The sequence below is a fragment of the Chryseobacterium sp. HMWF035 genome, from assembly GCF_003094695.1.
In the GTDB taxonomy this organism is placed as follows: Bacteria; Bacteroidota; Bacteroidia; order Flavobacteriales; family Weeksellaceae; genus Chryseobacterium; species Chryseobacterium gambrini.
The window spans coordinates 72,508-73,711 of sequence record NZ_QEHP01000125.1; the positions used below are offsets into that span (position 1 = coordinate 72,508).

Annotated in this window: 1 protein-coding gene; it reads right to left on the reverse strand. The window is 32.7% G+C overall.

Annotated features, from left to right (window positions below; all coding sequences use genetic code 11):
- Window positions 1-441: 441 nt before the first annotated feature.
- The gene (locus DD829_RS19805; protein ID WP_108410916.1) at window positions 442-1,107 is read right to left on the reverse strand and encodes a hypothetical protein; all 666 of its coding nucleotides are present in this window, start codon (window positions 1,105-1,107) and stop codon (window positions 442-444) included.
- Between the last annotated feature and the right edge of the window lie 97 nt (window positions 1,108-1,204).

The following is a 1,204-nucleotide window of genomic DNA, read 5'->3' on the forward strand; positions in this document are numbered from 1 at the left end:
GAGTTAAGATTAAATCATTCTGATTTTGTTGTTTGCTGTAATCATTATTTTTTTACCACAACTTACACTAAGGTTATCCACAAAGCTCACAACTATTGTGTTCCTTGTGGAAGCCTTTGGTGTTCTTCGTGGTTAAAATTCAAGTATGATAAATAACGGATATTCAATTTTAAATAGATAAGTTCAGTTAAGATTAAATCATTCTGATTTTGTTGTTTGCTGTAATCATTATTTTTTTACCACAACGTACACTAAGGTTATCCACAAAGCTCACAACTATTGTGTTCCTTGTGAAACCTTTGGTGTTCTTCGTGGTTAAAATTCAAGTATGCTAAATAACGGATATTCAATTCTAAATAGATATGTTCAGTTAAGATTAAATCATTTTGATTTTAAGGTTTATAGTAAGAGACTTAATGACATATTAAATGATTCAAAAACTTATTGTAAAGAATTTTCGTCATTAATAAAAAACTCCAGAAAGCCGATCAAATGTTTTCCGCCGTGGCTCCAGCGGATTCCGTGACCTTCTTTTTCCCTGACTTCAAAAACCAGTTCGTGTTTATAATGAAAGAAAACATTCCACCATGTAGTGTGGTCGAGAATGTAATTGATTTTCTCCATCACTTTTTGCTGTTTCTGCTGATTATTTCCTTTTACTTCGCCCCAGAAACTGTCATTCAGCCGACCGACGTGTTTTTCCCACGCTCTCTGTGCAATGGTAATTTCGCTGTTGAAAGGCTTTTCGCAGGCTTCGATCAGTAAACTTTTTAAAGGCGGAACGGCGTTTTCATCACGAAGACTTGCCGAAGTGATGCGTTGTCCTAAAATATTCAGCCAATGTTCGAAAGGAATTTCCTCAAGCTGTTTAGCTTTAACCTCATCAGGATTTTCAGATTCAAAAATAGTAATGAACATATTGAAACTTTCATCACGGTCGATTTTAATTTCTTCATTAAAATAGGGCAGATCCCAATCTAAATTCTGATTTTTAAATTTCTGAATATTTTCATGTAAATTTTCAAGATGTTCTTCGGCTAGAATGGCGTGATATTTTTCTTTCCATTCCGCAGAAAATAATGATGTATATTTTTGAAATAATTGCATGGTTTTTATTTTTAAAACACGAATAACGCTAATGTCTTTCACAAATATCACAATAAATTATTTATGCGACTTATATTCTTTAAACACTAATAAGTAC